This window comes from Actinomycetota bacterium (assembly GCA_016700055.1).
Lineage (GTDB): Bacteria > Actinomycetota > Acidimicrobiia > Acidimicrobiales > Ilumatobacteraceae > Kalu-18.
Genome location: CP064997.1, coordinates 1,321,119 through 1,346,663 on the forward strand (window position 1 = coordinate 1,321,119; position 25,545 = coordinate 1,346,663).

The 25,545-nt window shown below is 67.0% G+C and carries 24 protein-coding genes and 4 tRNA genes; 2 read left to right on the forward strand and 26 right to left on the reverse strand.

All coding sequences use genetic code 11. The features are described 5' to 3' along the window. Positions 1-7: 7 nt before the first annotated feature. From rplB to IPM43_06480, 25 genes are all read right to left on the reverse strand, one after another. On the reverse strand, positions 8-844 hold the full coding sequence (gene rplB / locus IPM43_06360; protein QQS25979.1) for a 50S ribosomal protein L2: 837 nt from the start codon (positions 842-844) through the stop codon (positions 8-10). Between the two features lie 10 nt (positions 845-854). Next, a complete protein-coding gene (gene rplW, locus IPM43_06365) occupies positions 855-1,145 on the reverse strand; it encodes a 50S ribosomal protein L23 (GenBank protein QQS25980.1) in 291 nt (96 codons plus the stop codon). 1 nt (position 1,146) lies between these two features. Then, positions 1,147-1,773, reverse strand: a complete 627-nt coding sequence (gene rplD, locus IPM43_06370; GenBank protein QQS25981.1) for a 50S ribosomal protein L4 — start codon at positions 1,771-1,773, stop codon at positions 1,147-1,149. Positions 1,774-1,777: 4 nt separating this feature from the next. Next, on the reverse strand, positions 1,778-2,416 hold the full coding sequence (rplC, locus tag IPM43_06375) for a 50S ribosomal protein L3 (protein QQS25982.1): 639 nt from the start codon (positions 2,414-2,416) through the stop codon (positions 1,778-1,780). 288 nt (positions 2,417-2,704) lie between these two features. Then, positions 2,705-4,333, reverse strand: coding sequence for an FAD-dependent oxidoreductase (locus IPM43_06380; GenBank protein QQS25983.1), 1,629 nt, complete (start codon positions 4,331-4,333; stop codon positions 2,705-2,707). Between the two features lie 24 nt (positions 4,334-4,357). After that, entirely contained in the window at positions 4,358-5,527 is a 1,170-nt protein-coding gene (locus IPM43_06385) for a trypsin-like peptidase domain-containing protein (protein ID QQS25984.1), read from the reverse strand. A 118-nt stretch (positions 5,528-5,645) separates the two neighbouring features. Further along, positions 5,646-5,960, reverse strand: coding sequence for a 30S ribosomal protein S10 (gene rpsJ / locus IPM43_06390; protein QQS25985.1), 315 nt, complete (start codon positions 5,958-5,960; stop codon positions 5,646-5,648). 12 nt (positions 5,961-5,972) lie between these two features. Then, a complete protein-coding gene (gene tuf / locus IPM43_06395) occupies positions 5,973-7,157 on the reverse strand; it encodes an elongation factor Tu (GenBank protein QQS25986.1) in 1,185 nt (394 codons plus the stop codon). A gap of 83 nt (positions 7,158-7,240) precedes the next feature. Continuing rightward, on the reverse strand, positions 7,241-9,325 hold the full coding sequence (gene fusA / locus IPM43_06400) for an elongation factor G (protein QQS25987.1): 2,085 nt from the start codon (positions 9,323-9,325) through the stop codon (positions 7,241-7,243). Between the two features lie 109 nt (positions 9,326-9,434). Beyond that, positions 9,435-9,872 carry a CBS domain-containing protein gene (locus IPM43_06405; protein QQS25988.1) on the reverse strand — a complete coding sequence of 146 codons (438 nt, stop codon included), beginning with the start codon at positions 9,870-9,872 and terminating at the stop codon, positions 9,435-9,437. Positions 9,873-9,968: 96 nt separating this feature from the next. Further along, on the reverse strand, positions 9,969-10,439 hold the full coding sequence (rpsG, locus tag IPM43_06410; GenBank protein QQS25989.1) for a 30S ribosomal protein S7: 471 nt from the start codon (positions 10,437-10,439) through the stop codon (positions 9,969-9,971). Positions 10,440-10,452: 13 nt separating this feature from the next. Continuing rightward, complete coding sequence (locus tag IPM43_06415; protein QQS25990.1) at positions 10,453-10,824, reverse strand: 30S ribosomal protein S12; 372 nt, start codon at positions 10,822-10,824, stop codon at positions 10,453-10,455. Between the two features lie 85 nt (positions 10,825-10,909). Beyond that, entirely contained in the window at positions 10,910-14,800 is a 3,891-nt protein-coding gene (locus IPM43_06420) for a DNA-directed RNA polymerase subunit beta' (GenBank protein QQS25991.1), read from the reverse strand. A gap of 98 nt (positions 14,801-14,898) precedes the next feature. Next, complete coding sequence (locus IPM43_06425) at positions 14,899-18,498, reverse strand: DNA-directed RNA polymerase subunit beta (GenBank protein QQS25992.1); 3,600 nt, start codon at positions 18,496-18,498, stop codon at positions 14,899-14,901. A 301-nt stretch (positions 18,499-18,799) separates the two neighbouring features. Continuing rightward, entirely contained in the window at positions 18,800-19,177 is a 378-nt protein-coding gene (rplL, locus tag IPM43_06430) for a 50S ribosomal protein L7/L12 (GenBank protein QQS25993.1), read from the reverse strand. A gap of 71 nt (positions 19,178-19,248) precedes the next feature. Then, a complete protein-coding gene (gene rplJ / locus IPM43_06435) occupies positions 19,249-19,800 on the reverse strand; it encodes a 50S ribosomal protein L10 (protein ID QQS25994.1) in 552 nt (183 codons plus the stop codon). A 245-nt stretch (positions 19,801-20,045) separates the two neighbouring features. Further along, positions 20,046-20,744, reverse strand: coding sequence for a 50S ribosomal protein L1 (gene rplA / locus IPM43_06440; GenBank protein ID QQS25995.1), 699 nt, complete (start codon positions 20,742-20,744; stop codon positions 20,046-20,048). A gap of 120 nt (positions 20,745-20,864) precedes the next feature. Then, positions 20,865-21,293 carry a 50S ribosomal protein L11 gene (rplK, locus tag IPM43_06445; GenBank protein ID QQS25996.1) on the reverse strand — a complete coding sequence of 143 codons (429 nt, stop codon included), beginning with the start codon at positions 21,291-21,293 and terminating at the stop codon, positions 20,865-20,867. Positions 21,294-21,341: 48 nt separating this feature from the next. Next, positions 21,342-21,881 (reverse strand): transcription termination/antitermination factor NusG, encoded by a 540-nt coding sequence (gene nusG / locus IPM43_06450; GenBank protein ID QQS26355.1) that lies wholly within the window; start codon positions 21,879-21,881, stop codon positions 21,342-21,344. A 263-nt stretch (positions 21,882-22,144) separates the two neighbouring features. Beyond that, complete coding sequence (gene secE, locus IPM43_06455; protein ID QQS25997.1) at positions 22,145-22,435, reverse strand: preprotein translocase subunit SecE; 291 nt, start codon at positions 22,433-22,435, stop codon at positions 22,145-22,147. A 32-nt stretch (positions 22,436-22,467) separates the two neighbouring features. Next, a tRNA-Trp gene (locus tag IPM43_06460) sits at positions 22,468-22,540 on the reverse strand. A gap of 49 nt (positions 22,541-22,589) precedes the next feature. Then, positions 22,590-22,754, reverse strand: coding sequence for a 50S ribosomal protein L33 (gene rpmG / locus IPM43_06465; GenBank protein ID QQS25998.1), 165 nt, complete (start codon positions 22,752-22,754; stop codon positions 22,590-22,592). Positions 22,755-22,770: 16 nt separating this feature from the next. Continuing rightward, a complete protein-coding gene (tuf, locus tag IPM43_06470) occupies positions 22,771-23,955 on the reverse strand; it encodes an elongation factor Tu (protein QQS25999.1) in 1,185 nt (394 codons plus the stop codon). Between the two features lie 69 nt (positions 23,956-24,024). Continuing rightward, positions 24,025-24,098: transfer RNA gene (locus tag IPM43_06475), tRNA-Met, on the reverse strand. A gap of 10 nt (positions 24,099-24,108) precedes the next feature. Next, positions 24,109-24,181 (reverse strand) — tRNA-Thr (locus IPM43_06480). A 144-nt stretch (positions 24,182-24,325) separates the two neighbouring features. On the opposite strand from IPM43_06480, the gene IPM43_06485 reads away from it, so the two are divergent. Next, the gene (locus tag IPM43_06485) at positions 24,326-24,844 is read left to right on the forward strand and encodes an N-acetyltransferase (GenBank protein ID QQS26356.1); all 519 of its coding nucleotides are present in this window, start codon (positions 24,326-24,328) and stop codon (positions 24,842-24,844) included. A gap of 23 nt (positions 24,845-24,867) precedes the next feature. On the opposite strand, the gene IPM43_06490 is transcribed toward IPM43_06485, so the two are convergent. Next, positions 24,868-24,952 (reverse strand) — tRNA-Tyr (locus IPM43_06490). Between the two features lie 101 nt (positions 24,953-25,053). Between IPM43_06490 and IPM43_06495 the strand changes: the two genes are divergently transcribed. After that, the gene (locus IPM43_06495; protein ID QQS26000.1) at positions 25,054-25,542 is read left to right on the forward strand and encodes a YajQ family cyclic di-GMP-binding protein; all 489 of its coding nucleotides are present in this window, start codon (positions 25,054-25,056) and stop codon (positions 25,540-25,542) included. Positions 25,543-25,545: the final 3 nt, after the last annotated feature.

The window sequence follows — 25,545 nt, forward strand, 5'->3', positions numbered from 1 at the left end:
GGGTCCTCTACCGGCGGCCCTTGCCGCTGCGGCGGCGACGGACGATGAGCTGCTGGGACGGCTTCTTCTTGTTGCGGGTACGGCCCTCGGGCTTGCCCCACGGCGAAACGGCGACACGACCGCCCGACGTCTTGCCCTCGCCGCCGCCGAGCGGGTGGTCGACGGGGTTCATCGCCACACCGCGGGTCTGCGGGCGCACGCCCTTCCAGCGGTTGCGCCCGGCCTTGCCGATCTTCACCAGCTCGTGCTCGGCGTTGCCGACCTCGCCCACCGTTGCCCGGCAGTCGATCTGCACACGGCGCATCTCGGTGGACGGCAGGCGCAAGGTGGCGTAGTCGCCTTCCTTCGCGACGAGCTGCACACCCATGCCGGCCGAGCGGCCCATCTTGCCGCCCTGGCCGGGGCGCAGCTCGACGTTGTGCACCACGGTGCCGACGGGGATGAAGCGCAACGGCAGCGCGTTGCCGGGCTTGATGTCGGCGTGGTGGCCGCTCTCCACGTGATCGCCCACGCTCAGGCCCTTCGGGGCGAGGATGTAGGCCTTCTCGCCGTCGACGTAGTGCAACAGCGCGATCCGGCAGGTGCGGTTGGGGTCGTACTCGATCGCGGCGACCTTCGCGGAGACACCGTCTTTCACCCGCTTGAAGTCGACGATGCGGTACTGCTGCTTGTGGCCGCCGCCGCGGTGGCGCGACGTCGTGCGGCCATGGCTGTTACGCCCGCCGGTCTCCGGCTTCGACGTGACGAGCGACTTCTCCGGCCTGGTCTTCGTCAGTTCGGAGAAGTCCGTGGACGTCTGGAACCGGCGGCCGGCGGAGGTGGGCTTGCGCTTGCGAATGGGCATGGCGACGACCTCAGTTCTCGAACAGCGGGATCTCGCCGCCGGGGGCCAAGGTGACGAGGGCGCGCTTGGTGCTGGCCCGCTGGCCGACGCGGTTGGAGCCGCGGGTGCGCTGGCGCTTGCCCTTGCGGTTCAGCGTGTTGACCTTCGTCACGGTGACGCCCCAGATCGCCTCGACGGCGTCGTGGATCTCGGGCTTGGTTGCACGGCGGTCGACGGTGAAGGTGTAGACGCCCTGTTCGATCAAGGCGTAGCTCTTCTCCGACACGACCGGCTCGATGATGATGTCGCGGGGGTCCTTCATCTCACTCGCCGTCCTTCGTGCTGGCGCCCGGCAGCGTCTCCCGGGTGAACACGATCCATTCGTTGCACAGCACGTCGTAGGCGTTCAGCTCGCCGCGCTCGATGATCTGCACCTCGGGCAGGTTGCGGAAGCTCAAGATCGCGTTGAGGTCGTCGCGGTCGACCACGACGAGCGCGTTGGCGCCGACACCGAGTGCGCCGAGGGCCTCGCGTGCGCCCTTCGTGGACGGGGAGTCGAAGCCCCAGCCGTCGACGACGAGCACCTTGCCCTCGTTCGCGCGGTCGCTCAGCGCCGAGCGCAACGCGAGGCGGATCATCTTCTTCGGGGTCTTCTGGCTGTAGCTGCGCGGCTTGGGACCGAGCGCCACTCCACCGCCGGAGAAGTGCGGGGCGCGGGTGGAGCCCTGCCGGGCGTTGCCGGTGCCCTTCTGCTTGTACGGCTTGCGCCCGCCGCCGGAGACCTCGGCGCGGGTCTTGGTGCTCTGGGTGCCCGCGCGCCGGTGGGCGAGCTGGGCGGTCACCACCTGGTGCATCACCGGCACGTTGGGCTGGATGCCGAACATGTCGGCGTCGAGCTCGACGCTGCCGGCATCGGCGCCCGCTGGGGTCTTGACGGTCACTGTGGCCATCGGCTCAGCTCCTCTTCACCGCGTTGCGAACGATCACGACGCCGCCGTTCGGCCCCGGCACGGAGCCCTTCACGAGCAGCAGGCCACGCTCGGCGTCGGCCTCGACCACCTCGAGGTTGAGCGTGGTCACCTGCTCGTTGCCCATGTGACCCGCCATGCGCACGCCCTTGAACACCCGGCCGGGGAACGCGCACTGGCCGATCGATCCGGGCGCCCGGTGCTTCTTGTGGTTGCCGTGGCTAGCGCCCTGGCCGGAGAAGTTGTGACGCTTCATCGTCCCGGCAAAGCCCTTGCCCCGGCTGATCGCAGTGACGTCCACCAACTCGCCCTTCGCGAGCTGATCGACCCCGATCTCCTGGCCCACCTGGAACCCGTCGACGGAATCGATGCGCAGCTCGAGCAGGCGGCGCCCTGGCGCAACACCCGCGGCCGCGAAGTGACCCGCCTCGGGCTTGTTCAGCTTCTTCGGGTTCTTGTCGCCGTACGTCACCTGGACTGCGGTGTAACCGTCACGCTCGCTGGTCTTCACCTGCACGATGCGGGCAGGCGCGACGCGCAGGACCGTGACGGGCAGGACGCGGTTGTCCTCCCCCCACACCTGGGTCATGCCGACCTTTTCGCCGACGATCGCTTTTTGTGCCATGGCGGCAGCCTCTTCATCCGGACACACCAGGGCGGGGCCCTGGGCAAGTTGTGTTGGCCTTTACGGTGCTGCGATCGGCCGGGCCGGCCGTTCACGCAGATGCTCCGCCGGCCAGGCGGCCTGCGGAGCATCGATTCTCTTGTTTGCCGTGCGGTCCCTGCAGCCAGGCGCACACGGACGTCGATTCGGGTGGGAAAACCGGTGGCGGCCGAGGCGCAGGGCCCGGAACGCACAAGAAGGAGACTCTACCGGGTGGGCGCACGGTTGCCAAACCCCCACTCGGTCGGCTCAGTTCGGCGCTCCGGCCAGGTACTCGGCGAGCTTGGCGTCGGCGCGGTCGCCGAACAGGATGCGCGCGACGTCGCCGAGCCCGGTTCCCGCGCGGATCTCGTCGTCGCGCACGACGAGGTCGATCTTCGAGCGGCGCTGCATGAAGTCGTCGAGCCTGGTGACCATCTCGTGGTCGGCGGCGTGGTGGAGCTCGACACGCAGGTAGTCGGCGGACTCCATCACGTCGAGACCCATCGACGGATCGTCGCGGATCGCCTCCAGCATCGGCAGCGCCCTCCACCCGTACCGGCGCCAGAGACGCTTGGTGAGCGGCTCCACGCCGGGCTTGTCACGCAGCGAGTCGAGGCGCAGCATGCGCGCCTGGCGATAGAACTCGTGCCGGCTGTCGTCGCCCGGTTCGCCGTACCAGTCGCCGCGGTCGGGCTCGAGGCGGACGCCGAGGTGGTCGCCTACCGCCTCGGCCACCTCCTCGCCGACGTTCAAGCAGTCGGTGAGCTTGCCGCCGAAGATCGTCACCACGGAGGACTCCGCGTCGAGCTCGATCTCGTGCTTGCGCGAGAGCGACGTCCACTCGACGTCGTCGTGGGAGTCGCCGTCGGAGGCCACCACCAGCGGACGCACCCCCGTCCGCTCGGCGATGACGTCGCCAGAGGTGAGCGGACGGTCGAGGTCGAGCCGGGCGTTGATCTGGCCCAGCAGGAACGCGCGGTCGTCGTCGGTGACCACCGTGTGGGGATCGTCGACCCGCGTGTCGGTGGTGCCGATCACCGACCGATTCCCCATCGGGATCACGTAGAACAGCCGCCCGGTGTCGTCGTAGAACGCGAGCACGCGTCGCGACGGCGTCAGCTGGGGGACGACCAGGTGGATCCCCTTCGAATAGACGATCCGGTGGGCGGTGCGGATGCCCCATTGCCGGCCGAGCTGGTCGACGAACGGCCCGGCGGCGTTCACCAAGCAGCGCGCCGTGAGCGTGAGCTCGTCTCCGGCATCTGGCCCCTCGACGTCACGAACCGTCGCGTGCCAGAGCCCGCCGGAGCGCTCGGCGGCCACGAGCTCGACGTAGTTCGCAGCTGCTGCGCCGAGGTCGAGCGCGCGGCGCACGAACCCGAACACGAACCGGCTGTCGTTGTCGTTCAAGTAGGCGTCCGCGTAGCGGATCCCGCCGCGCACGTTGCCGGTGTCGATCACGGGTTCGATCTGCTCGATCCGGCGGCGAGTCAAGTACCGCGGCGAACGGGTCTGGAAGCTGCCGATCGCCCAGTACGCCGTCGCCCCGAGGGCGGCCAGCCACGGCGGGTGGGGCGCGCTGCGGTCCAGGGCGGCGACGAAGTCGACCTCGGTGATGTTGGTCGGGTACGCGTGGAGCAGCCGGTTGCGAGACACGCAGAGCTTGCGGACGAGCCTGATCTCGTAGTTCTCGAGGTACTTGAACCCGCCCCACACCAGGTTGGAAGACGCCTGGCTGGTGAAACCGGCGAAGTCACCACGCTCGACGAGGGCGACACTCGCGCCCCGCGCGGCGAGCACCGCGGCGGCGACGGCACCGTTGATCCCGCCGCCGACGACGAGGACGTCGAAGGAGCCTCCGTCCAGGCGCTCGAGGATCCGCGACCGCGACGCCATCGGCGCCCACGCTAGCGACGAGCGTCAGCCTTCGGGGCGGGAGGCGAGCACCGCCGAGAGGGTGAGGCGCTCATCGCCCCGCTGGACGACGATCTCGACATCGTCTCCCGGAGCACGGTCGCGGATGGCGGCGATCAGCGCGGCCTGGCCGTCGACCGCGGCGTCGTCGACGACGACGACGATGTCGCCCACCTCGATCCCGGCGTCGGCGGCGGGCGAGCCAGGAGCCACCTCGCTGACGACGGCCCCACGACCGCCGTCGGTGCGGTCGCCGAGTCCGACGCCGAGATAGCCCTCTTCGCGCGCTGTACCGTCGGCTTCGGCCCGCAGGGCCTCGATGACGGGCAGTGCCTCGCCTACCGAGATGGCGAAGCTCACGTTCTGCGCGGCGACGTCGAACGAACCTTGGATGACCGCGGTGTTGATCCCGATCACCTCGCCGTTCGCGTTGACGAGCGGGCCGCCGGAGTTGCCCGACGAGATCGGGGCGTCGGTCTGGATCAGGCCGTCGAGTGCGCCGTCGTCGGAGAGCAGCGTGCGGTTCACCGCCGAAACGATCCCCCTCGTGACCGACGGGTCGCCGGCGAGGTTCAGCGCGAACCCGACGGCCACCACCTCGTCGCCGACGCGGATGCTCTCCGGATCGGCGAACGTCGCCGCGGTGAGGTCCTGGCCGTCGACGCGCAACAGCGCGAGGTCGTTGCCCGGATCTGTGGCCAGGATCTCGGCGTCGATCGGGTCGGTCTCGCCGGGGAAGAGCACGCGCACCTCGGTCGCGCCGTCGACCACGTGCGTGTTGGTGAGGATCTCACCGTCGCTCGTGATGACGATGCCGGTACCGATCGACGAGCCCATCTGTCCCGCCTCTTCGACGTCGGCGAGCACCGTCACGACGCTCGGCTTGATGGTGTCGACGACCGACCTCACGTCGATCGGGCCGGGGGGGACGGAGTCCTCGACGTGCACCTCGACGGGCTCCTCGGACGGGCCGAGCCCGACGACCGTGGCCGAGTCGGAGTCGTCGGCGAGACGCACGCCGAGCACCGCCCCGAGCACGCCGGCGACGAGTGCGATCGCGGTGAGCAGCGCGATGCCGAGCACCAGCGCTCCTCGGGACCGACGCCGCTCGGGCATCGCCGGGCGAGGCGGCGGAGGAGGGGGACTCACCGCAGGAGGGGGGAAGTACTCAGCCATTGCGAATGGTCTACCGGACGTCCGCGCCTACCGGACGGCGCGCCGAGTGTGAAAACGGTGAGAGGCGGCCGTGACCGGCCGCCTCTCACACCTCAGGTCTCTTCGCCCGCGCCCGGGGTCAGGCGTTCTGGATCTTGATCTCCACCTCGACACCGGCAGGCAGGTCGATGCGCTGGAGGCTGTCGATCGTCTTCGCGTTGGGATCGACGATGTCGATCAGCCGCTTGTGGACGCGCATCTCGAAGTGCTCCCGTGAGTCCTTGTCGATGTGCGGACCGCGGATGACGGTGTAGCGGTGCTTGTCGGTGGGCAGCGGGATCGGCCCGCGAACCGTGGCGTTGGTGCGGGTGACCGTCTCGACGATCTTGCGCGTCGATTGGTCGATCACCTCGTGGTCGAACGCCTTCAGGCGGATGCGGATGCTCTGGGTCATGGTGTCACCGGCTCACTTCAGGATCTTGACGACGCGGCCGGCGCCGACGGTGCGCCCACCTTCGCGGATCGCGAACCGTAGGCCCTCGTCCATCGCGATCGGCTTGCCCAACTCGACGGTCATCGCGACGTTGTCGCCCGGCATCACCATCTCCGTACCCGACGGCAACTCGATCGTGCCCGTCACATCGGTCGTACGGAAGAAGAACTGCGGCCGGTAGTTGTTGAAGAACGGCTTATGACGGCCACCTTCCTCCTTCGTCAACACATACACCTGACCCTCAAAATTCGTGTGCGGCGTGATACTCCCCGGCTTACACAACACCTGCCCACGCTCAACATCTTCCTTCTTCGTGCCCCGCAACAACGCACCGATGTTGTCCCCCGCCTGACCCTCATCCAACAACTTCCGGAACATCTCCACACCAGTACACGTCGTCTTCTGCGTATCACGCAACCCGACGATCTCCACCTCGTCACCGGTATGCACCACACCCTGCTCAACCTTGCCCGTCACCACCGTCCCCCGACCCGTGATCGTGAACACATCCTCGATCGGCATCAAGAACGGCTTATCCAGATCACGCTGCGGCAGAGGCACAAAATTGTCACACGCCTCCATCAACTCCAACACCTTCTCCTGCCACGCCGCGTCACCCTCCAACGCCTTCAACGCCGACACCCGCACCACAGGAGCATCATCACCAGGGAACTCGTACTCGTTCAACAACTCCCGCACCTCAAGCTCGACAAGCTCCAACAACTCCTCGTCGTCGACCATGTCAGCCTTGTTCAACGCCACCACGATGTACGGCACCCCCACCTGACGCGCCAACAACACATGCTCACGCGTCTGCGGCATCGGACCATCCGTCGCCGCGACCACCAAGATCGCCCCATCAACCTGCGCCGCACCAGTGATCATGTTCTTGATGTAATCCGCATGACCCGGCATATCCACATGCGCATAATGCCGATTCTCCGTCTCATACTCGATATGAGCAATCGAGATCGTAATACCCCGCGCCTTCTCCTCCGGAGCCTTATCAATCGAATCAAACGGTGTATACTCCGCCAACCCACGCTCCGACAACGTCTTAGAAATCGCCGCCGTCAACGTCGTCTTACCATGGTCAATATGACCCATCGTCCCAATATTCACATGCGGCTTCGTACGCTCGAACTTCGCCTTGCTCATGATCGTGGCTTTCTCTCTTCGTCGCGATTGCGAGTGGTGGATCTGTGGGTTGTCAAAGAACGGGGATCGGCGGCAGCGACGCTTCAGTCGCCGCGCACGCGCTTGATGATGTCGGAGGCGATGCTTTCGGGTACCTGCTGGTACGAGTGGAACTGCATCGTGTAGGTCGCGCGCCCTTGGGTGCGCGACCGGAGGTCGGTACTGTAACCGAACATCTCGCTCAGCGGAACTTGGGCCTTCACGTTCTGCGTGTGGCCGATCGCCTCCATGCCTTCGATGCGGCCGCGGCGCCCGGACAGATCGCCCATGACGTCACCCATGTACTCCTCGGGGGTGACCACCTCGACCGCCATGATCGGCTCGAGCAGCACCGGCTTGGCCATCTCGGCAGCCTTCTTGAACGCCTGCTGGCCGGCGATCTTGAACGCCATCTCGCTCGAGTCCACGTCGTGGTACTGGCCGTCGACGAGCTTGGCCCGGATGTCGACCGTCGGGTACCCGGCGAGCACGCCCGATTCGAGCGCGGACTGGATGCCCTGGTCGACGGCGGGGATGTACTCGCGCGGCACGCGCCCTCCGCTGATCGCGTCGACGAACACGTAGCCCCCACCGGGCCCGGTCGGCTCGAGGGTGATCTTCACGACGGCGAACTGGCCCGAGCCGCCGGTCTGCTTGATGTGGCGGTACTCGACCGACTCGACGACCTTGGTGATCGTCTCCCGGTAGGCGACCTGGGGCTTGCCGACCGTCGCGTCGACCGAGAACTCACGCTGCATCCGGTCGACGAGCACCTCGAGGTGCAGCTCGCCCATGCCGGAGATGACGGTCTGGCCCGTCTCGTCGTCGGTGCGCACCCGGAACGTCGGGTCCTCGTCGGAGAGGCTCTTCAACGCCTTGCCGAGCTTGTCCTGGTCGTTCTTGGTCTTCGGCTCGATCGCCACGTGGATGACGGGCTCGGGGAACTCCATCCGCTCCAGGATCACCGGATCGGTGCGCTCGCACAGGGTGTCGCCGGTGGTGACGTCTTTGAAGCCGAGGCCGGCGACGATGTCGCCGGCCATCGCGGTGTCGATGTCTTCGCGGTTGTTCGCGTGCATCAGCAACAGGCGTCCGACGCGCTCGCGCTTTTCCTTCACCGAGTTGTAGATCTCCTCACCCTTTGACACCTGGCCCGAGTACACCCGGAAGTACGTCAGCCTGCCGAAGGGGTCGGAGACGATCTTGAACGCGAGCGCGGCGAACGGCGCCTTCTCGTCTGCCTCGCGCTGGACGGGCTCGCCCTTCGGGGTCAGCCCCTCGGTCGGGGGGATGTCGAGCGGGCTCGGCATGTAGTCGACGACGGCATCGAGCATCGGCTGGACGCCCTTGTTCTTGAAGGCCGAGCCGCACAGCACCGGCACGAAGCTGAACGCGAGGGCGCCGCTGCGGATGCCGCGCTGCACCTCTTCGATGGACAGCTCCTCGTCGGCGAGGTACTTCTCCATCAGCTCTTCGTCCTCGGTGGCGATGATGTCGAGCAGCTTGGCGCGGTACTCCTCGGCCTGGGCCTCGTACTCGGCGGGGATCTCGACCTCTTCGTACTTCGCGCCGAGGTCGCCGGTGTCCTCCCAGACGAGCGCCTTCATCTTCACCAGGTCGATCACTCCCTGGAAGTGCGCCTCGGCCCCGATCGGGAGCTGGATCACGAGGGGCACGCTCTCCAGCCGGTCTTCGATCATCTTGACCGTGCGGAAGAAGTCGGCGCCGACGCGGTCCATCTTGTTGATGAAGCACATCCGCGGCACCCGGTACTTGTTCGCCTGGCGCCAGACGGTCTCGGTCTGGGGCTCGACACCGGCGACGGAGTCGAACACCGCGACCGCGCCGTCGAGCACCCGCAGCGAGCGCTCGACCTCGATCGTGAAGTCGACGTGGCCGGGGGTGTCGATGATGTTGATCCGGTGGTCACGCCAGAACGCCGTGGTGGCCGCCGACGTGATCGTGATGCCGCGCTCTTGCTCTTGGACCATGTGGTCCATCACCGCCGCGCCTTCGTGCACCTCGCCGATCTTGTAGGTCTTGCCGGTGTAGTAGAGGATGCGCTCGGTGGTCGTGGTCTTGCCCGCGTCGATGTGGGCCATGATCCCGATGTTGCGGTAACGCTCGAGCGGATAGTCGCGCTTGGCCATCGTCATTTCACTTCCGGTTCAGGTGCGGGGGGAACACGAGCACCCGGGCGCGATGCACCCGGGCGACGCAAAAGGGCCGGTTCGGAACTCTAGCGGTTCAGCGGCGGGATCAGCGTCCCTGGTGCAGGTACTCGTAGAGCGATTCGTTCTCGGCCTGCAGCTCGCCGAGGCGGTGTTTCACGACGTCGCCGATCGACACGATGCCGCCGAGGAGGCCGTCGTCGTCGAGCACCGGCACGTGGCGGATCCGCTCTTCGGTCATCAACGCCATCAGGTACCCGACGTGGTCGTTCGGGCGGCAGGTGACCACCTCGGCGGTCATCGCCTCGGCGACGGTGCGCCCGAGGGCACTTGCGCCGTGCGAGGCGAGGCAGCGCACGATGTCGCGCTCGGAGACGATGCCGTCGATGCGCTTGCCGTCGGCAGAAACGACCAGCGCCCCGACCCGGCGGTCACGCAGCACTGCCGCGGCCTGCGCGAGAGAGGCCGACCTCGCGATGGTGGCAACTTCGACGCCCTTGCCGCTCAGGATCGTCCGCACGTACATCCGACAGCCTCCTTCCCCGACGGAGGGGATGGCGGTCACGCTAGTGCAGTCGTGAACGGTCGCCGGGCGAGGGCGGGCGCCGCCGCAACGCCGTGATCAGTAGCGGTAGTGGGCGAACGCCTTGTTGGAGTCGGCCATCTTCTGCATGTCGTCACGCTTCTTCATCGCCGCGCCGAGCCCGTTCGCCGCGTCGAGCAACTCGCCGGCGAGGCACTCGGCCATGGTCTTTTCCCGGCGCTTGCGCCCGAAGTCGACGATCCAGCGGATGGCGAGGGTGGTCGCCCGCCGGGGGCGCACCTCGACCGGCACCTGGTAGGTGGCCCCACCCACGCGGCGGGGCTTCACCTCGAGCGGGGGCTTGACGTTGTCCACCGCCCGCTTCAGGGTGGCGATCGGCTCGGCACCGGTCTTTTCCTCGACGATCTTCAGCGCGTCGTACACGATCTGTTCGGCGATCGACTTCTTGCCGCTCAGCATCACCTTGTTGGTGAGCTGGGTGACGAGCAGCGAGCGGTAGATCGGGTCCGGCGTCAGTTCGCGGCGGGGGGCAGGTCCCTTGCGGGGCATGGCGTGTCGTCCTCTACTTGTCGCGCTTCGCGCCGTAACGGCTGCGGGCCTGCTTGCGGTTCTTCACCCCGGCGGCGTCGAGCGCGCCCCGGATCACCTTGTAACGCACGCCGGGCAGGTCACGCACCCGCCCGCCACGCACCAGCACGATCGAGTGCTCCTGCAGGTTGTGGCCCTCGCCGGGGATGTACGCGGTGATCTCGATGCCGCTCGACAGGCGCACGCGGGCCACCTTGCGCAGCGCCGAGTTCGGCTTCTTCGGCGTGTTCGTGTAGACGCGCGTGCACACTCCACGACGCTGGGGCGACCCCTTCAGCGCCGGCGTCTTGGACTTGCCGACCTTGGTGCTGCGCCCCTGGCGGACGAGCTGTTGGATTGTGGGCACGCGCCGACTACCTCTTTTCCGAACTGGAACCCTGCAATGTTAAGGCGCACCATTGGCGCCGGCAACCTGACCGCAACGCGACGACTCAGCCCTCCCGGGATTCGCCGTCGTCGGTGTACGTACCGTGGAGGCCGGCCAGGAATGCAGCCGGATCGTCCTCGGTCTCGCTCGAGTAGTACGCCATCGGCTCGTACTCGGGGGCGTCGATGCCGAACTCGCGGTACGAGAGCATGCCCGTGCCCGCGGGGATCAGCTTGCCGATGATGATGTTCTCCTTCAACCCGATCAGGTTGTCGCCGCGGCCGTCGATCGCGGCCTCGGTGAGCACCCTCGTGGTCTCCTGGAACGACGCCGCCGACAGCCACGACTCGGTGGCGAGCGACGCCTTCGTGATCCCCATCAGCTCGGGGCGGCCCTCGGCGGGACGCTCGCTCGCCTCGACCATCGACCGGTTCGTGTCCCGGAACTTCTTCTGGTCGACGCGCTCGCCGGGCAAGAAGTCGGTGTCGCCGGGCTCTTGCACGCCGACGCGCCGAGTCATCTGCCGCACGATCAGCTCGATGTGCTTGTCGTGGATCGAAACACCCTGGTCGCGGTAGACCTTCTGCACCTCTTCGACGAGGTAGAGCTGGGTCTCGCGGATGCCCTTGATCTCCATCAGCTCCTTCGGGTCGAAGGGGCCGTCGGTGATCGGATCGCCGGCCTTCACCTCTTGGCCGTCGACGACGATCGGGCGGCTGCCGGTCGGCAACGTGATCAGGTGCTCTTCGCCCTCGTCGTCGACGACGACGACCGGGATCCCCTTGCCCTCGTCGTCGCCGATGCGCACGACGCCGCTGGCCTTCGCGAGCCGCGCCGAGCCGCGCGGGGTGCGGGCCTCGAACAGCTCGACGACGCGGGGCAGACCGCCGGCGATGTCCTTGCCGGCGACGCCTCCGGTGTGGAACGTCCGCATCGTCAGCTGCGTGCCCGGCTCGCCGATCGACTGGGCGGCGATGACCCCGACGGCCTCGCCGAGCTCGATCGACTTGCCGGTCGCGAGCGAACGGCCGTAGCACAGGGCGCAGACGCCGAGGTCGGCGTCGCAGGTGAGCACGGAGCGCACCCGCAGGCGGGTGAGCGCGGGGTCGTCGCGGAGCTGAGCCAGCTCTTCGTCACCGACGATGGTGTTGCGCTCCAGCACCGTGCCGTCGGCGAGGGTCGTGTCGGTGAGCAGCGCCCGGCCGAACAGCTTGGTCTCCATGTAGGTGCGCCGGTTCGGGGAATCGGCCTCGACGTTCTCCACCCACACCCCGAGGCTCGTGCCGCAGTCGTCCTCACGGATGATCAGCTCCTGGGCGACGTCGACGAGGCGACGCGTCAGGTAGCCCGAGTCGGCGGTCCGCAGGGCGGTGTCCACCAGGCCCTTGCGCGCACCAGGGGTGGCGATGAAGTACTCGAGCGTCTCCAGGCCCTCGCGGAAGTTCTTCTTGATCGGGCGGGGGATCATGTCGCCGCGGGGGTTGGCGACGAGGCCGCGCATGCCGGCGATCTGGCGCATCTGGGTCATGTTCCCGCGGGCGCCGGAGCCGACCATCATGTCGATCGGGTTGAAGCGCTGCGCCTTGAACTCCTTCTCCATCGCCTTCTGCACCTCGGCGGTGGCGTCGGTCCAGATGCGCACCTCCTGCTGGCGGCGCTCGCCGTCGGTGATGATGCCCTTCTTGAACTGGCCCTCCACCTTCTCGGCCTGGGCCTCGTAGAGGTCGAGGATCTCGCGCTTGGTCGACGGGGTGCGGACGTCGTCGATCGAGACGGTGAGCCCGGACTGCGAGGCGTAGCGGTAGCAGACGGCCTTGATCGCGTCGAGCGCCTCGGCCACCTCGGCCTTGGAATAGTTGTCGCTCAGGCGCTCGACGATCACGCCCATCTCGCGCTTCTTGACGATCGAGTCCACGTGACCGAAGCGCGCGGCGTAGTCGCCGGGCAGCGCGGCCTCGAAGAGCATCCGTCCGGGGGTCGTCTGGTACTCGTCGCGCTCGCCGTCCTCGGCGCGGTTGCCGTAGATGGTGATCGCGGAGTGAAGGGTGAGCGCGCCTTCGTCGCGGGCGCGCTCGACCTCCCACTGATGGCGGAAGGACCTGCCGGCGCCGGGCGCGTCGGGGTCGTCGGCGGTCAGGTAGTAGGCGCCGATGATCATGTCCTGTGTGGGGGTGACGATCGGGCGGCCCGACGCCGGCGACAAGATGTTGTTGGCGCTGAGCATCAGCACTCGGGCTTCGGCCTGGGCCTCGGCGGACAGCGGAAGGTGCACCGCCATCTGGTCGCCGTCGAAGTCGGCGTTGAAGGCCGTGCAGACGAGGGGGTGGATCTGGATCGCCTTGCCCTCGACGAGGATCGGCTCGAACGCCTGGATGCCGAGACGGTGCAGCGTCGGCGCGCGGTTCAAGAGCACCGGGTGCTCCTTGATCACGTCCTCGAGCACGTTCCACACCTGCAGCCGGCGGCGCTCCACCATGCGCTTCGCGCTCTTGATGTTCTGCGCGAGCTCGAGGTCGACGAGGCGCTTCATGACGAACGGCTTGAACAGCTCGAGCGCCATCAGCTTCGGCAAGCCGCACTGGTGCAGCCGCAGCGTGGGCCCGGCGACGATCACCGAACGGCCGGAGTAGTCGACACGCTTGCCGAGCAGGTTCTGGCGGAACCGGCCCTGCTTGCCCTTCAGCATGTCCGAGAGCGACTTCAGCGGGCGGTTGCCCGGCCCCGTCACGGGGCGGCCGCGGCGTCCGTTGTCGAACAGCGCGTCGACTGCTTCTTGCAGCATCCGCTTCTCGTTGTTGACGATGATCTCCGGCGCGCCGAGGTCGAGCAGGCGCTTCAGGCGGTTGTTGCGGTTGATCACCCGCCGGTAGAGGTCGTTCAGGTCGGACGTGGCGAAGCGGCCGCCGTCGAGCTGCACCATCGGGCGCAGCTCGGGGGGGATCACCGGGACGACGTCGAGGATCATCGCCTTCGGGTCGTTCACCCGGCGTCCGTGGTCGTCGCGCTGGTTGAACGAGGCGACGATCTTCAGGCGCTTGATCGCCTTCTGCTTGCGCTGCGCGGAGAGCGGCTTCTGCGTCGGCTGCGGATCGATCGCGGCGCGCAGCTTGCGCTCCTCCTCGTCGAAGTCGATGCGGTCGATGAGCGCCTTGATGGCGTCGGCGCCGGTGCCACCCTCGAAGTAGTCGGCGTAGCGGTCGTGCAACTCGCGCCACAGCATCTCGTCGTCGATGATCTTGCGGGCGTGCAGGCTGCGGAAATCGTCCCAGGTGCGCTGCAGCAGCTCGAGCTCGGACTCGAAGCGCTCACGGATGGCGGCGACATCCTTGTCGGCGGCGCGCTGGCGGGCCTTCACGTCGCTGTCGCGTGCCCCGTCGGCCTCCATCCCCGCCGCCTCGTCCTCCAGCTCCTTGAACCGGCGGTCGATGTCGAGCTCCATGTCCTTCATGATCGCGTCGCGCTCTTGGAGGTATTCGCTCTCGAGCGTCGGCAGATCCGCGTGGCGCTTGTCCTCGTCGACCCAGGTCACCAAGCTCGCGGCGAAGTAGATGACCTTCTCCAGCTGCTTGGCCTTCAGCTCTTCGCGCGGCTCGATCCCGGCCAGCAGGTACGCGAGCCACGACCGCGTCCCACGCAGGTACCAGATGTGCACCACCGGTGCCGACAGCTCGATGTGGCCCATGCGCTCACGGCGCACCTTGGAGCGCGTCACCTCGACGCCGCAGCGCTCGCAGATGATCCCCTTGAAGCGCACGCGCTTGTACTTGCCGCAGTAGCACTCCCAGTCACGGGTCGGGCCGAAGATCTTCTCGCAGAACAGCCCGTCCTTCTCGGGACGCAGCGTGCGGTAGTTGATCGTCTCGGGCTTCTTCACCTCGCCGTGGGACCACGTGCGGATCTGGTCGGCCGTGGCCAGGCCGATGCGGAGCTGGTCGAACATGTTGACGTCGAGCATTGGTGCGGTCGTCCTTGTCGTGGTCTTCGTTCGTGCGTGTCGTTCGTGCGTGTCGTTCGTCGTTGCGCGTCGTGGTCGTTACGTGTCGTCGTTGCGTGTCAGTAGACCCGCGCCGGACGACGGTGGTCGCGGTCGTCGTCGTCGCTACCGCGCTCGGGGCGGCTGATGTCGATGCCGAGCTCGTCCGCGGTACGGAACACGTCCTCGTCGATCTCGCGCATCTCGATCTCGGAGCCGTCGTCGGCGAGCACCTCGACGTTCAGGCACAGCGCCTGCATCTCCTTCATGAGCACCTTGAAGCTCTCCGGGATGCCGGGCTCGGGGATGTTCTCGCCCTTCACGATCGCCTCGTACACCTTCACCCGCCCGAGCACGTCGTCGGACTTGATCGTCAACAGCTCCTGCAAGCAGTAGGCGGCCCCGTAGGCCTCGAGCGCCCACACCTCCATCTCGCCGAAGCGCTGCCCGCCGAACTGGGCCTTGCCGCCGAGAGGCTGCTGGGTGATCATCGAGTACGGGCCCGTCGAGCGGGCGTGGATCTTGTCGTCCACCAGGTGGGCGAGCTTCAAGATGTACATGAACCCGACCGTGACCGGGTTGTCGTAGGTCTCGCCGGTGCGCCCGTTGTAGAGCGTGGTCTTGCCGTCGGTGCGGATCAGGCGCTGGCCGTCGGCTCCCTCTGGGGTGAGGTTGGCGAGGATCTCGACGATCGTCGGGTGCTTGCCCGCTTGCTCGGCCTCGTCCCAGTGGGCACCGTCGAACACGGGGGTGGCGACGAACGTGGAGGGCGCGGTGCTGGGGCGCGTCTTCGCCTCGGTGCCGCGCACGGCCGCCTCACCGACCTGGACCCCCGACTTGGGATCGGTCCAGCCCCACCTCGCGGCGTAGCCGAGGTGCGCTTCGAGCACCTGGCCGACGTTCATCCGGCTCGGCACGCCGAGCGGGTTCAAGATGATGTCGACGGGCGTCCCGTCGGCGAGGTACGGCATGTCCTCGAGCGGCAGGATCTTCGAGATCACGCCCTTGTTGCCGTGGCGTCCGGCGAGCTTGTCGCCGACGGAGATCTTGCGCTTCTGGGCCACGTAGACCCGCACCAGCTGGTTCACGCCGGGGGGCAGCTCGTGGCCGTCCTCGCGGGTATACACCTTCACGTCGATGACCTTGCCGCTCTCGCCGTGGGGCACCTTCAGGCTGGTGTCTCGCACCTCACGCGCCTTCTCGCCGAAGATCGCGCGGAGCAGGCGCTCCTCGGGGGTGAGCTCGGTCTCGCCCTTCGGGGTGACCTTGCCGACCAGCACGTCGCCGGGGCCGACCTCGGCGCCGACGCGGATGATGCCGCGGTCGTCGAGGTCACGCAGGATGTCCTCGGACAGGTTGGGGATGTCGCGGGAGATCTCCTCCGGGCCGAGCTTGGTGTCGCGGGCGTCGACCTCGTGCTCGTGGATGTGGATCGACGTCAGCACGTCGTCGCGCACCACGCGCTCGGAGAGGATGATCGCGTCCTCGAAGTTGTAGCCCTCCCACGGCATCAGCGCGACGAGCAGGTTCTTGCCCAGCGCGAGCTCGCCGTGATCGGTCGAGGGGCCATCGGCCAGCACGTCGCCGCGCTTCACCTTCTGACCCTCGAGCACGCGCGGGATCTGGTTGATGCACGTGTCCTGGTTGCTGCGGCGGAACTTGGCGAGGCGGTAGGTGCGCTTGCCCTGCTGCTGGTATTGCACCGTGATCGCGTCGCCGGACACCTCGATCACCTCGCCGTCGTCGGCGGCCTGCACCAGGTCGGCGGCGTCGCGCGCGGCGCGGGCCTCGATGCCGGTCCCGATGTACGGGGCTTCCGAACGCACCAGCGGCACCGCCTGGCGCTGCATGTTCGCGCCCATCAGCGCGCGGTTCGCGTCGTCGTGCTCGAGGAACGGGATCAGTGCGGTGCCGACCGAGACGATCTGCTTGGGCGACACGTCGAGGTAGTCGACCTCGGTCGGGGGCACGTAGCCGATGTCGGTGGTGGCGCCGAAGAAGCTCTCCGCCTCGAGCATCTTGCGCAGGTCGTCGAGGCTCGCTGCCTGCGGCGAGCGGCGCACGAGCACGCGCTGGTCACGGAAGCTGCCGTCGGCGTTGATCGGCGTGTTCGCCTGGCCGACGGTGTAGTTCTCTTCCTCGTCGGCGGCCATGTACACGATCTCGCCGGTGACCTTGCCGTTGACCACCTTGCGGTACGGGCTCTCGATGAATCCGAACTCGTTGACGCGGGCGAACGTGGACAGCGCGCCGATGAGGCCGATGTTCGGGCCCTCCGGGGTCTCGATCGGGCACATCCGGCCGTAGTGCGAGAAGTGGACGTCACGCACCTCGAACCCGGCGCGCTCCCGGCTCAGGCCGCCCGGGCCGAGGGCCGAGAGACGGCGACGGTGGGTGAGCCCCGACAGCGGGTTCACCTGGTCCATGAACTGGGAGAGCTGGCTGGTGCCGAAGAACTCCTTGATCGCGGCCACCACCGGGCGGATGTTGATCAGCGTCTGGGGCGTGATCGCCTCGACGTCTTGGGTGGTCATGCGCTCACGCACCACCCGCTCCATGCGGGAGAGTCCGATGCGCACCTGGTTCTGGATCAGCTCACCGACGGAGCGGATGCGCCGGTTGGCGAAGTGGTCCTGGTCGTCGAGGCGGTAGCCGGGCTCCTGCTTGACGAGGTGCAGCATGTAGCTGACCGCGGCGAGCACCTCGCATCGGCTCAACACGTCCTGGTCGTCGGCGGGCAGGTCGAGCTGGTCGGGGGACAGCCCGAACAGCTCACCGAGCTTGGCCACCTCGGTGCCGAGCTTGCGGTTGATCTTGTAGCGGCCGACCTTGGACAGGTCGTAGCGGCGGTTCTCGAAGAACGCGTTGCGGAAGTATGCCCGTGCGGAATCGAGCGTGGGCGGCTCGCCCGGACGCGCTCGCTTGTAGATCTCGACCAACGCCTCGTCCTGCGTGGGAGCGATCGGGCGCTCCTTCTCCCACTGGCCCTCCAAGAAGTCGAAGTGGGCGACGAAGCGGTCGATGAACCCGGGCGCGTTCTCCTCGTCGTAGCCGAGCGCGCGCAGCAGGGTGAAGATGCCCATCCGGCGCTTGCGGGCGACGCGGGTGCCCGCGGTGACGTCCTTGCCCGGCTTCTGCTCGACGTCGAACTCGAGCCACTCGCCGCGGTAAGGGTGGATCGTGCCCTTCACGAGCTGATGCTTGGACAGGTTGCGCAGGCGGAACCGCTCGCCGGGCTCGAAGATCACGCCCGGGCTGCGCACGAGCTGGGAGACGACGACGCGCTCGGTGCCGTTGATGATGAACGTGCCCTTGTCGGTCATCATCGGGAAGTCGCCCATGAAGACCGTCTGCTCTTTGATCTCGCCGGTGTTGCGGTTCACGAACCGAGCCCGCACGAAGATCGCCGCGGCGTAGGTCATGTCCCGCTCGCGGCACTCCTCGACGGTGAACTTGGGCGGCGGGCGCAGGTCTTCGTCGTTCGGGTCGAACTCGAGCTCGAGCTGGAGCGACTCGCTGAAGTCCTTGATCGGCGAGATGTCGCGGAACGTCTCCGCCAGCCCGTCGTCTAGGAAATGACGGAAGGACTCGCGCTGGATGGCGATGAGGTCGGGGAGCTCCAAGGGCTCGGCGAGGTTGGCGAACGAATACCGCTCGCGGGGGGTCGATCGAGAGGCCACGGCTTACTCCTCGGGGGCGAGCGGACGGTCCGGGGCGCGCAGAACCAGACTCCGGGAATGGTGAACGGAGAGGCGACGACGCACGGCAACCTGCGATCCTACCCACCGAGAACAGCAAGAAGCAACCGTTCGAGGCCCGGGCGGCCCGACGGCTGCATCTGCTGGGCGGAACGGTAAGCACTGGAGCACCCGTCAGTCAAGCATCTCGCGCTCTACCGGCACTTCGGGCACGGGGCGCGAAGGGGCCCGGGCACATGCCCGGGCCCCCGAGAAACCATTAGGCGCTAAGCGGCGCCCCGGTTCACTTCAGCTCGACGGAGGCTCCGGCCTCTTCCAGCTTGGCCTTCGCCTTGTCGGCGTCGTCCTTGTTCGCCTTTTCGAGCACCGGCTTCGGCGCGGCGTCGACGAGGTCCTTCGCCTCCTTCAGACCGAGGCCGGTGAGCTCACGCACCACCTTGATGACCTGGATCTTCTGGGCACCTGCACCGGTGAGGACGACGTCGAACTCGTCCTTTTCCTCCTCGGCGGGCGCAGCAGCAGCCGGACCCGCTCCGGCGGCGGCGACGGCGACGGGGGCCGCCGCGGTCACGCCGAACTTCTCTTCGAACGCGTCGAGGAGCTCCTTCAGCTCGATCACGGTCATGTTGGAGATCGCATCGAGGATGTCTTCTTTGCCCATTTCTCAGTTCTCTTTCTGTGTCACAAACGAATCGGTTGCGGTGACGGCCTGGGGCCGCCGTTCGTGGCGGCTCAGGCCGCCGCTTCTGTGTCGACCTTGTCGATGAGGGCCTTCAGGCCGTATGCGAAGCTGCGCGGCAGCGCCTGCAACAAGCCGGCGGTCTTCACCAGCGGAGCCTGGAACGCACCGGCGATCTGGGCCAGCAGCACGTCTCGCGACGGCAGGTCGGCCAGCGCCTCGACGTCGGCCGCGCTCAACGTGGCGCCGCCCAGCGCACCGCCGCGCAGCACCAGATGCGGGTTCGTCTTCGCGTAGTCGCGCAGAGCCTTCGCCGATGGAGCGGCGTCGCCGCTCACGAACGTGAGCGCCGTCGGGCCGACCAGCAGCTCGACGAGGCCTTCGACGTTGCCGGCCTGCTCGGCCGCTCGGCGGGCCAGGGTGTTCTTGTACACCTTGTGCTCGCCGCCGGTCTCGCGCAGCTGGCGGCGCAGCCCGGCCAGGGCCTTCACCGACATGCCGCGGTACTCACTCACGAACACGGCGTCTGCCGCGTCGAGCTTGGCCGCGATCTCGTCGACGACTGCCACCTTCTCGGGCCGCGGGTTTGCGGTCTTGGTGGTCATCTCGTGTCACACCTCCTCTCGTATCGCTCGGGGCGCTCGCATTTCGCGAACGCCTCCGGTCAGCGACGAGGGCGAGGTCGTTGTCGACCCGAGCCTTCGGTGTGACGATCGAGGTGTCCGCCTCGGCTGGTGGGAGAACCCATTGTCCACTCGGGAGTGGGCCAGCGGTCTTCGGCGAGCAACCGGTTCGGTTGTAGGGACGAAAGCGTAGCGGTGCTCGGCGCCCGAGCGGCCACGCAGCGGGCTCAGGCGGACTCGGGACGCAGCCGGGTGGGGTCGACCTTCACGCCGGGGCCCATCGTGGACGACAGCGAGATCTTCTTCATGTAGCGGCCCTTGGAGGACGCGGGCTTCGCTCGCTGGAGCTCGTCGATCACCGCGCGGAAGTTGGTCTCGAGCGCGGCGACGTCGAAGCTGACCTTGCCGAGAGGCACGTGCACGTTGCCGTAGCGGTCGGTGCGGTACTCCACCTTGCCGCCCTTGAACTCGGACACTGCTCGCCCGACGTCGTTGGTGACGGTGCCGGTCTTCGGGTTGGGCATCAGGCCGCGGGGGCCGAGCACGCGCCCGAGCCGCCCGACGAGGGGCATCAGGTCGGGCGTGGCGATGGCCACGTCGAACGCGAAGTTGCCCTTCTCGATCTCGGCGGCGAGGTCGTCGGCGCCGACGACGTCGGCACCGGCCGAGCGGGCCTCTTCGGCCGCCTCGCCCGCGGCGAACACCGCGACGCGCACGTCCTTGCCGGTGCCCGAGGGCAGCGCGACCGTGCCGCGCACCATCTGGTCGGCCTTGCGCGGGTCGACGCCGAGGCGCACGGCGATCTCGACGGTCTCGTCGAACTTGGCCGGGGCCAGCGACTTGACGAGGCCGAGGGCCTCGGTCGGGGTGAACTGCTCGTCGCGGTCGAATCGCTTCAGCGCTTCGGCGAACTTCTTGCCGGACATCTGGTGTCTCCCTCTCCGGGTGCTGCCTTCACAGCTCTACCCGGTGTAGTGCCGGCCGGGCGAGGTCGTCCCGGTCCAGGCGTTGGATTCTTGTGTGGTCTACAAGTGGGGGCGCCGGCGTCAGCCGGCGATGGTCAACCCCATCGAGCGGGCGGTGCCGCGCACCTGTTCCTTCGCGGCCTCCAGGTCGTACGCGTTCAGGTCGGGCATCTTCGTCTTGGCCACGTCTTCGATGTCGGCCTCGGTGACCGAGCCGGCCACAGCCTTGCCCGGGGTGCTCGACGCCTTCTCCAGCCCCGCCTTCTGGCGCAGCAGCACCGGCGTCGGCGGGGTCTTCAAGATGAAGCTGAACGAGCGATCCTCGAACACGGTGATCTCGACCGGGATGATCGTGCCCACCTGGGACTCGGTGGCCGCGTTGTACTGCTTCACGAAGTCCATGATCGCGACACCATGGGGACCTAGCGCGGTGCCGACCGGCGGGGCAGGCGATGCCTTGCCGGCGGGGATCTGGATCTTGACGATCGCAGCGACCTTCTTCTTGGCCATCGGGAGTTCCTTCTATCGGGGCTGTCTAGGGCTTAGGGGGGCGACGGGTCAGAGCTTCGCGACCTGGCTGAAGTCCATCTCGACCAGCGTCTCGCGGCCGAAGATGTTGACCAGCACCTTCAGCTTCATGTGATCGGCGTTGATCTCGGCGATCTGGCCGGAGAAGTCCGCGAACGGACCCTCCCTCACGCGCACGGTCTCGCCCTCTTCGTACTCGAGCTTGGGCTTGCGCCGCGCCTGCACTTCTTCGCCGTCGCCCTTCGCGGACAAGAACGTCTCCACGTCGCGCCGGCTGAGGGCGGTCGGGCGTTGGCCCTTCTGGCTCTGGCCGACGAAGCCGGTCACGCCGGGCGTGTTGCGGATGCAGTACCAGCTCTCGTCGTCCATCATGCAGCGCACGAGGAGGTAGCCGGGGAACACCTTCTTCTGCACCACCTGCTTGCGCCCGCCCTTGAACTCGACGACGTCTTCCATCGGGATGACGACCTCGAAGATCTTGTCTTCCATGTTCATGGACTGGATGCGCGCACCGAGGTTGGCGGTGACCTTCTTCTCGTAGCCGGACTGGGTGTGCACGACGTACCACATGCCGGGCCGGGTCCAGGGCTGGTCGACCTCGGGAGCCCCGTCGTCGGCGGCTCCCTCCTCGTCGAGGAGGCCGTCTGCCGCGTCGTCGTCGAGCGAGACGATCTCCACGACATCTGCCAGCTCGGCCTCGGTCGTGTCGTCGGCGTCCGTCACCTGGTCCGATGAGGTCGAGGAGGTCGTGTCTTCGGCGGTCGTGTCTTCGAGGGTCGTGTCTTCGACCGCTTCGGGGGGAGAGTCCAGCTCTTCGCTCATCGCGTCGCTCATCACGTTTCGTACAGCCAGTCGGTGACGAACGCGAACAAGGTGTCGAGCACGCCGATGTAGGCGGTGAGCAACACGACGGTGATGAGGACCACGATCGAGTAGCGGCGAACCTCGGGCCACTTCGGCCAGGCGACCTTGCGCAGCTCGTCGCGGACCTCGCTCAGGTACTGGCGGATCCCGACGCGCTCCTTGCGCGCCTGGGGCACGGGGCGCTGGCGCGCCGGGTTCCCCTGGTCGTCCAGGGCACCCATGCGCTTCAGGTGGCGCTTCTGCTCCCGATTCAGGTCCATCGACATGACGATGCTCACTTTGGTGCGTTGGGCAGGGCAGGAGGGATTCGAACCCCCGACCGTCGGTTTTGGAGACCGATGCTCTACCAGCTGAGCTACTGCCCTCGGTGGGGAAGGTGCCAGGGTACCAGCACCGCCTCCCGCCCGGTCGGCGCTAGCGGGTCTCCTTGTGGACCGTGTGGCGCCGGTCGTGGCTGCAGTACTTCTTCATCTCCAGGCGCTCACGGTCGTTGACCTTGGACTTGATCGTGATGTAGTTGCGCCGCTTGCACTCGGTGCACTCGAGGGTGATCTTCACCCGCTTGTCGTTCTTCGGCATCTCTAGGCCCTCCGGCTCACTTCAGGATCTTGACGACGCGGCCGGCGCCGACGGTGCGCCCACCTTCGCGGATCGCGAACCGTAGGCCCTCGTCCATCGCGATCGGCTTGCCCAACTCGACGGTCATCGCGACGTTGTCGCCCGGCATCACCATCTCCGTACCCGACGGCAACTCGATCGTGCCCGTCACATCGGTCGTACGGAAGAAGAACTGCGGCCGGTAGTTGTTGAAGAACGGCTTATGACGGCCACCCTCCTCCTTCGTCAACACATACACCTGACCCTCAAAATTCGTATGCGGCGTGATACTCCCCGGCTTACACAACACCTGCCCACGCTCAACATCTTCCTTCTTCGTGCCCCGCAACAACGCACCGATGTTGTCCCCCGCCTGACCCTCATCCAACAACTTCCGGAACATCTCCACACCAGTACACGTCGTCTTCTGCGTATCACGCAACCCGACGATCTCCACCTCGTCACCGGTATGCACCACACCCTGCTCAACCTTGCCCGTCACCACCGTCCCCCGACCCGTGATCGTGAACACATCCTCGATCGGCATCAAGAACGGCTTATCCAGATCACGCTGCGGCAGAGGCACAAAATTGTCACACGCCTCCATCAACTCCAACACCTTCTCCTGCCAGGCCGCGTCACCCTCCAACGCCTTCAACGCCGACACCCGCACCACAGGAGCATCATCACCAGGGAACTCGTACTCGTTCAACAACTCCCGCACCTCGAGCTCGACAAGCTCCAACAACTCCTCGTCGTCGACCATGTCAGCCTTGTTCAACGCCACCACGATGTACGGCACCCCCACCTGACGCGCCAACAACACATGCTCACGCGTCTGCGGCATTGGACCATCCGTCGCCGCGACCACCAAGATCGCCCCATCAACCTGCGCCGCACCAGTGATCATGTTCTTGATGTAATCCGCATGACCCGGCATATCCACATGCGCATAATGCCGATTCTCCGTCTCATACTCGATATGAGCAATCGAGATCGTAATACCCCGCGCCTTCTCCTCCGGAGCCTTATCAATCGAATCAAACGGCGTATACTCCGCCAACCCACGCTCCGACAACGTCTTAGAAATCGCCGCCGTCAACGTCGTCTTACCATGGTCAATATGACCCATCGTCCCAATATTCACATGCGGCTTCGTACGCTCGAACTTCGCCTTGCTCATGGCGAGCACTTCTCCTTTGTGCTGGATAAAGGTGGGGTCTGGAGGAGATCTTGTGGATTGTCACTGCTGTAGCGGCGATCGGGATCGAACCGATGACCTTCCGATTATGAGCCGGATGCTCTGACCAACTGAGCTACGCCGCCCGGGGGTCGGAGCCCTCTGTGGGAATCGAACCCACGACACCAGCCTTACCATGGCTGTGCTCTGCCGACTGAGCTAAGAGGGCGTCAGTGCGCGGCAAAGCCGCGAACCGGCTGTCGAGCATAGCGCCCACGGTGCCGGTCGCACCACGTCGAGAGCCATCACTAGCCCGCTCGCGGCGCTGGTGCGCGGATACCCTCTCGTGCTCGTGACCACCTCGCCGGCGCCCGTGTCGTTGCGGCTCGCCTCGCTCGACGACGCCGAGTCGATCCGGGCCATCTACAACCACGAGGTCGAGCACACCGTGGCCACCATGGACCTCGTGCCGCGCACGCTCGACGACCAGCGGGCGTGGCTCGCCGAGCGCGCCGGCGCGTTCGGCGCGCTCGTCGCGGTCGGGCGACCGGGCACGGATTTCGAAGGAGAGGTCGTCGGCTTCGGAGCGCTCTCTTCGTTCAAGGAGCGCCCGGCCTACCGCACGACGGTGGAGGACTCCGTCTACGTCCGGCGCGACGTCAACGGGACCGGCATCGGGTCGATGCTGCTCGAGTCGCTGCTCGACCTCGCCACGAACGCCGGCTTCCACAGCGTCATCGCCCGCATCGAAGCCGGTGGGCAGGCGTCGCTCGCGCTGCACGCGCGCTGCGGGTTCGAGCTCGTCGGGGTGGAGCGCGAGGTGGGCAGGAAGTTCAACCGCTGGCTCGACGTGGCGATCATGCAGTGCATGCTCGACCGCCGGCGGCAGTAGCAGCCGGGGTCGAGTCGTGCACCTGGTGGGCCGGGCTGGATTCGAACCAACGTAGGCGATGCCGGCAGATTTACAGTCTGCTCCCTTTGGCCACTCGGGCACCGACCCATGGCACGCCTGACGCGTGCGGGGAAGCATCGTAGCCGCCTCCTCGACCGGGCCACCACTCGCTCGCGTTCACGGGCGGCGGACCGTTACCCTTGCCCCCCATGCCCAGCTTCGACGTCGTCTCCGAGGTCGACCGCCAAGAGGTCCGCAACGCGGTCGACCAGGCCCAGCGCGAGATCGCCACCAGGTTCGATTTCAAGAACACCGGCTCCTCGATCGAGCAGACAGAGCTCACCTTCACCCTGCGCACGGTCAGCGAAGACCGGCTCGTCGCGCTGCGCACGGTGTTCGAGGAGAAGCTGGTCAAGCGCGGCGTGTCGTTGAAGGGGCTCGAGTACGGCAAGGTGGAAGAGGCCACGCAGAACACCGTGCGCCAGGTGGCCACGATCCACGTCGGCATCTCTTCGGACAAGGCCCGCGAGATCAACAAGCTGGTCAAGGACCAGGGCCCGAAGGGGATCAGCAGCCAGACCCAGGGCGACGCGGTGCGGGTGCAGGGCAAGAAGCGCGACGACCTGCAATCCGTTATCCAACTGCTGAAGGGCGCCGACCTCGGGCTGGCCCTCCAGTTCCAGAACTTCCGGGACTGACGC

Excerpts from the sequence above, each read along its gene's own strand:
- IPM43_06385 (QQS25984.1), bottom strand. The coding sequence starts at position 5,527 with ATGGCTGAGTACTTCCCCCCTCCTGCGGTGAGTCCCCCTCCTCCGCCG.
- IPM43_06495 (QQS26000.1), top strand. The coding sequence starts at position 25,054 with ATGCCCAGCTTCGACGTCGTCTCCGAGGTCGACCGCCAAGAGGTCCGC.
- rpsJ (QQS25985.1), bottom strand. The coding sequence starts at position 5,960 with ATGACCCAGAGCATCCGCATCCGCCTGAAGGCGTTCGACCACGAGGTG.
- rplA (QQS25995.1), bottom strand. The coding sequence starts at position 20,744 with ATGTCCGGCAAGAAGTTCGCCGAAGCGCTGAAGCGATTCGACCGCGAC.
- fusA (QQS25987.1), bottom strand. The coding sequence starts at position 9,325 with ATGGCCAAGCGCGACTATCCGCTCGAGCGTTACCGCAACATCGGGATC.
- IPM43_06420 (QQS25991.1), bottom strand. The coding sequence starts at position 14,800 with ATGCTCGACGTCAACATGTTCGACCAGCTCCGCATCGGCCTGGCCACG.
- rplB (QQS25979.1), bottom strand. The coding sequence starts at position 844 with ATGCCCATTCGCAAGCGCAAGCCCACCTCCGCCGGCCGCCGGTTCCAG.
- secE (QQS25997.1), bottom strand. The coding sequence starts at position 22,435 with ATGGACCTGAATCGGGAGCAGAAGCGCCACCTGAAGCGCATGGGTGCC.
- rplD (QQS25981.1), bottom strand. The coding sequence starts at position 1,773 with ATGGCCACAGTGACCGTCAAGACCCCAGCGGGCGCCGATGCCGGCAGC.
- rpsG (QQS25989.1), bottom strand. The coding sequence starts at position 10,439 with ATGCCCCGCAAGGGACCTGCCCCCCGCCGCGAACTGACGCCGGACCCG.
- nusG (QQS26355.1), bottom strand. The coding sequence starts at position 21,881 with ATGTGGTACGTCGTGCACACCCAGTCCGGCTACGAGAAGAAGGTCACC.
- rplC (QQS25982.1), bottom strand. The coding sequence starts at position 2,416 with ATGGCACAAAAAGCGATCGTCGGCGAAAAGGTCGGCATGACCCAGGTG.
- rplW (QQS25980.1), bottom strand. The coding sequence starts at position 1,145 with ATGAAGGACCCCCGCGACATCATCATCGAGCCGGTCGTGTCGGAGAAG.
- IPM43_06405 (QQS25988.1), bottom strand. The coding sequence starts at position 9,872 with ATGTACGTGCGGACGATCCTGAGCGGCAAGGGCGTCGAAGTTGCCACC.
- rpmG (QQS25998.1), bottom strand. The coding sequence starts at position 22,754 with ATGCCGAAGAACGACAAGCGGGTGAAGATCACCCTCGAGTGCACCGAG.
- IPM43_06380 (QQS25983.1), bottom strand. The coding sequence starts at position 4,333 with ATGGCGTCGCGGTCGCGGATCCTCGAGCGCCTGGACGGAGGCTCCTTC.
- rplK (QQS25996.1), bottom strand. The coding sequence starts at position 21,293 with ATGGCCAAGAAGAAGGTCGCTGCGATCGTCAAGATCCAGATCCCCGCC.
- rplL (QQS25993.1), bottom strand. The coding sequence starts at position 19,177 with ATGGGCAAAGAAGACATCCTCGATGCGATCTCCAACATGACCGTGATC.
- rplJ (QQS25994.1), bottom strand. The coding sequence starts at position 19,800 with ATGACCACCAAGACCGCAAACCCGCGGCCCGAGAAGGTGGCAGTCGTC.
- tuf (QQS25999.1), bottom strand. The coding sequence starts at position 23,955 with ATGAGCAAGGCGAAGTTCGAGCGTACGAAGCCGCATGTGAATATTGGG.
- tuf (QQS25986.1), bottom strand. The coding sequence starts at position 7,157 with ATGAGCAAGGCGAAGTTCGAGCGTACGAAGCCGCATGTGAATATTGGG.